The organism is Bathymodiolus heckerae thiotrophic gill symbiont (assembly GCF_900128515.1).
Lineage (GTDB): Bacteria > Pseudomonadota > Gammaproteobacteria > PS1 > Pseudothioglobaceae > Thioglobus_A.
Genome location: NZ_FQTP01000103.1, coordinates 1 through 4637, shown reverse-complemented (window position 1 = coordinate 4637; position 4637 = coordinate 1). Strand labels below are relative to the sequence as shown.

6 protein-coding genes are annotated in these 4637 nt (G+C 33.9%); all 6 read left to right on the top strand.

Annotated features, from left to right (window positions below; all coding sequences use genetic code 11):
• Positions 1 to 219: 219 nt before the first annotated feature.
• The 6 genes from BTHERMOSOX_RS09445 to BTHERMOSOX_RS09420 all read left to right on the top strand — a co-directional run bounded on the left by BTHERMOSOX_RS09445 (position 220) and on the right by BTHERMOSOX_RS09420 (position 4550).
• A complete protein-coding gene (locus BTHERMOSOX_RS09445; RefSeq protein ID WP_138120867.1) occupies positions 220 to 681 on the top strand; it encodes a GNAT family N-acetyltransferase in 462 nt (153 codons plus the stop codon).
• Between the two features lie 142 nt (positions 682 to 823).
• Entirely contained in the window at positions 824 to 1327 is a 504-nt protein-coding gene (locus BTHERMOSOX_RS09440) for a DUF6602 domain-containing protein (protein WP_138120865.1), read from the top strand.
• Positions 1328 to 1749: 422 nt separating this feature from the next.
• The gene (locus BTHERMOSOX_RS09435) at positions 1750 to 2346 is read left to right on the top strand and encodes a hypothetical protein (protein ID WP_138120863.1); all 597 of its coding nucleotides are present in this window, start codon (positions 1750 to 1752) and stop codon (positions 2344 to 2346) included.
• 370 nt (positions 2347 to 2716) lie between these two features.
• The gene (locus BTHERMOSOX_RS09430; protein WP_138120861.1) at positions 2717 to 2923 is read left to right on the top strand and encodes a hypothetical protein; all 207 of its coding nucleotides are present in this window, start codon (positions 2717 to 2719) and stop codon (positions 2921 to 2923) included.
• Positions 2924 to 3100: 177 nt separating this feature from the next.
• Positions 3101 to 3547 carry a hypothetical protein gene (locus tag BTHERMOSOX_RS09425; RefSeq protein WP_488153934.1) on the top strand — a complete coding sequence of 149 codons (447 nt, stop codon included), beginning with the start codon at positions 3101 to 3103 and terminating at the stop codon, positions 3545 to 3547.
• A 193-nt stretch (positions 3548 to 3740) separates the two neighbouring features.
• Complete coding sequence (locus BTHERMOSOX_RS09420; protein ID WP_138120857.1) at positions 3741 to 4550, top strand: beta/alpha barrel domain-containing protein; 810 nt, start codon at positions 3741 to 3743, stop codon at positions 4548 to 4550.
• Positions 4551 to 4637 lie beyond the last annotated feature (87 nt).

The following is a 4637-nucleotide window of genomic DNA, read 5'->3' as shown; positions in this document are numbered from 1 at the left end:
TGCCAAACATAAATTGCACGCTGATTCTTTTAGAAGTTTTAATATAAACGGCTCAGATTTAAAATTTAGCAGAACCTCGTTGAATTTTATCTATAATTTTTAAACACCTAACAAATCACTCCACCTGACCACTGACGTGTCAGGTGAGTTCAGGCGTTAAATGGCTGGCATAATGCGTAATTCTCCCATATTTTTTAGTGATTATTAAAGTGAGGTATCATGGATAATAGTGAAACAGCTACAATGGCTTTTAAGGCATTCCAAAAAGCTTTGAGTAAGAACCTTATCAAAACTGAGAATGGTGAAATCCACAAAAAGTTACGGGTTTACATGGATAAACCTGAAGGTACTCTTCGCTTTACTTATGCGTTGATGGCAACTGGTACACGAATTAAATCATCATGTGTTGCTGTCAATACAGCCCCCTATAAAGGAAAACCGTGCTTTGATGTTGGTATTACTACTTTAGAGAAATTTAGAGGTAAAGGTTTTGGTCAAGAGGTACTGACACAAAGCATTGATGAACTTAAGCAAGGCTTTGCTAGAAACGGCATATCTGAATTTTATATTGAACTGAAAGTAGATGAAGACAATATAGCATCACATAAATTATGTGAAAAATTTGCTGATGAAGTCATAGATAATAAAACTAGCACAACCTACATGAAGCTTATTAAGTAGCTTAATTGTTTAGCCATTTAACAAGTGCAAGCAATCGGACACTTTTAGCCATGTCGCGGTTTTTGCAAAAAAAAGAGCCTCAAAAACAGCACCATAACTAAGTGCCGTTGTTGCAGGCGTTATGTTTTAAAAGGAAAATTCAGTGCCAAATGATAACTACAAATCACTAATCCATAGCAACTTTGACTCATTAAAGAAAAGCTTTATTGATGCTAAAGAAATCTACAAAAATACTGAGGTTAAGAATAATCTGCTCCATGCTGGAGAATATGGTTTATATAGAGAAAATATATGTAAAAACTTAATAGAATCCTGTGTTCCAGGGAGATATTCTGTTTCGAATGGATTTGTTATCAATTCTAAAAATGAGATTTCGAATCAGTTAGATTTAATAGTTTTTGATAAATTGGAAACACCGTTTATCAATATTGATACTCAAGGGGTATTTTACCCAGTCGAGACAGTAGTTGCTATTGGGGAAATTAAATCAAGTTTAACAACATCAAAATTGTGCGAAGCACTTGTCAAATTATCTAAACAAAAAGACTTAAAGTCAAAGATGGTCGATGATACTTATTGCATAAATGATGATGGAAAAAAGCAGATGTTACGAACAATGCATATGACAATATATTTACATTCATAATATGTGAAGAAATCTCAGACTTAGACCTATAACAATTTGAATTTACTCTTAATAAATTGTACACAGATAACAATGTCAGCTTAAATTTAAGGCATAATTTAATCTTTAGCCTAAAAGATGGGCTCTTTGGATATACTGATAAATATTCAAAGCTACAAGAAAAAACAAAAGCAGTCATCGGTAAAGCATTTTTGTACTTTCCCTTCTCTCACGGAATCGAATTACAACACACATTAAAAAAAAGGAAGAGATGCAGAAAATGCTTTTCTAACTTCTATTGCCAATTTCGTCGTTCAAGCGAATATTTATAAATATGTAACATAACAAGTTGCTGCATCGGAAAAACTACTCGCTATCGCTCGCATTTTTCCGCTGAGCAAGGCGTTATATTTTAATAACCAGTATGGTCACAGGAATAGTGAATGTTTAATAAAAATAAAAGTTCTATAAGCTTTGATGGAAAGCATGAAACACACAAAGAAACGTTATTAAAGTTTCTTGCTCTCTTACTTATTCTTGTCGCTTATTTTCTTTATATGAGCTGGAAATATGATGCATCTACGGGCTTGGGTTTGTCGTTATTAACATGGAGTTTCTTTGTATTATGTACTCCAGTTGCTGACGGAGGCTTTATCCTCGCTTTCCCTATAAGGCTACTATTTAAAATAAAAATGGCAATAACCCAAGTGGTTTTATGGTTCTTTGCTCTCGCAATTAATTTGTACATGTTAAAAGCATATCCAAGTATGTACGAATTAAGTTTTCCAACAGAGTTACTACATCATATTTTAACTGAACCTTATCCATACTGGAGTATATTAATAATAAGTGCTTTAGGCACATTTCTATCAATATACTTTGGCGATAAAATGATGGATGTTGCCTCCCACAAGGAAAGAAAGAAAAATCATCGTCATGGTTTTAAATATCGTTCAATTCTTGTCTTAGGTCTTGGTATTTTAACTTTGGCAGCTTATTACTATTTGTTAAATAGCTTAAACATTGTTATTCCAGACTAGATTGGAAATAAAAATATAACAAAAACATCAAGTTCGCCAGCAAAAATACGCTGGCTGGGACGCGGAAAAAGCCCCGCGCCCCTTATGTAAAGCGTTGTGTGTCAAAAACAATCATCTATTGTGGACCCATTTTAGACCGCCAAAACTTGTTAATTAGTTGTCGTAATAAGTCAATTAGTAAGCGTTAGTACAAGGTATGATTAAAATGTTCATTTTTCTACAAATAACATCAACAAGGCAAATAACGTGAATATTTTACCAATAGCTTTACTAACTTCATCTTTAATATATAGCAGTAGCTCTATCGCTGTTGACATAGAAAGAGTTACATTCTGCAATGACGTAGAGAGCAGCACGGCACATATATGGCATGCGCCAAAACAACGCGCCTATATCTCAGGCCTTAAATTATATCGAGACTTTAAACATAGACAGTGAGTCCATGACTGAGCTTGTTGGTAATGTATATCAAATACCGATAGCACCAGAAGAGACAAGAGAGCTTATGGCTATGATGTTGACTAATGGAATTCTTGAGGGTTGTTTAGAAGAGCCAGTAAAAGAAGGCGATAAATAGAGCGCAACAATAAGGCATTTGTCTGTTTATGGTCGTTTTCACTCATTCAATATGTTATGCGTTATCATTAGACTATCAACACACAACAAGTAGCTCAAGCGGACGTAAAAAACACGCCGCTTAGCAAAGCGTTAGGTGTTCATCGCCATATGGTAGAAGCATTTAGAATCGAATGAAATTAAGAAAATATATATTTTTATCAGCATTTTTGGGCGCAATGTTTGTACTATGCAAAAGCTTGAATCTGGTCAGGCTGAGGTAGAGTATTATGGTTGCGATGATTTCATGTTTGGTGGTAAGGCAGTAGAAGCGGGTGCGTTTTTTATAGATGGTAAGTTTTTGAGATTTGCTATTGTTCCTTCTGTTGATGTTGCTATTAGCCTAATGGAAGGACTGTCTAAGAAGTATGGTAGCCCTTCTTCATCTTCGACTCAGAAAGAATTTCAATCAGTTGATGCTTTACCAAATAGGGAAGCATTTTTAGCTTTTGATAAAAATACAGTTTATTTAAAGCTAATGTCAGATGAAAACTATGTTCAAAGTACTATATTGCTATATACATCGCCTAGCTATGATGTCTTACTTTTGAAAAACCAACAAAAATCTATTAGCAGTGATCTGTAATGTTTTTCTATTTACATCTGGCGGGTTTATTAAAGTCACACCTAACAAGAATTTTCAAGACGGACATAAAACAGTTGGCTATGTTCGTTCCTCACTATTTTAGTCAACAGTTTTATGCCGCTTAAAATGGCGTTATGTGTTAACCCCTCCATCTAATAGGTATTTTAACTGAGGGAAATCAAAGGAAATAATTATGGAAAATTGCAATGAGAAAAAAATACGACTTAGATTTAATGATTTTAAGGTTCCTTATTTAATTGATGAGACATTAAGGGAAGGTGTTGAACGCTGTCCTTTTCCAATAAGTAATGAAGATAAATGCTTGTTACTTAAAAAAATGTCACAAGTAGGCATTAGGGAGTTTATCGTAGGTTGTGGACCTGAATCTCCAGATGTGTGGGAGGGTCTGTTTTCTATGAAGGAAAAAAAAGAAATACCGAAAGATGTAGAGGCTACATTTATTGTTTTACTTAACTGTTGGGAAACGGCATTTGAGCATTTTTCATCACAAAAATACTTGAGAAAAAATATAGAAGAGACAGTTTTTAGTTTTGGAATGATTACATATAAAGAGTCTCAAAACACTTTTGAAAATGCTATAAAGTCTTTTAGGAGTTTGGGGGCAAAAAAATTTAAGGCTAGTATATTAAATAACTTTAGAGGTGAATATAACGATAAGAAATACAAAGAAATTTGTCGACAAATAGATATCGCTATAAATTTAGGCGTTAGTGTTATTCGCATTAATGATTCAGTTGGTCTTCTGCAACCTCATATTACCCATCAACTTTGCTCACAACTTATTTCTGATTATCCAGAGATAATATTTTGTTTACATGCTCACAATGATACAGGTTTAGCAGTCGCCAATGCAATTGCATCTATTCAAGCTGGATTTCAAATGTTGGAAGGGTCATTGTCTGGATTTGGAAATAGATCAGGAATAGCACCAATCGAACAAGTCTTGAATTCGCATAACAAGTGCAATTTTAATTGTAATTAAATAGCCAGTTGTAATAAACTTTGCTATTTTCTTACTACGGGAAATTGCAATGAATTATCAACAACTGACTAACGATGAACGATACCA

Bases quoted from the DNA above. Each gene is read 5' to 3' on its own strand.
- BTHERMOSOX_RS09445 (WP_138120867.1), top strand. From the start codon at position 220: ATGGATAATAGTGAAACAGCTACAATGGCTTTTAAGGCATTCCAAAAA.
- BTHERMOSOX_RS09435 (WP_138120863.1), top strand. From the start codon at position 1,750: ATGTTTAATAAAAATAAAAGTTCTATAAGCTTTGATGGAAAGCATGAA.
- BTHERMOSOX_RS09430 (WP_138120861.1), top strand. From the start codon at position 2,717: ATGCGCCAAAACAACGCGCCTATATCTCAGGCCTTAAATTATATCGAG.
- BTHERMOSOX_RS09420 (WP_138120857.1), top strand. From the start codon at position 3,741: ATGGAAAATTGCAATGAGAAAAAAATACGACTTAGATTTAATGATTTT.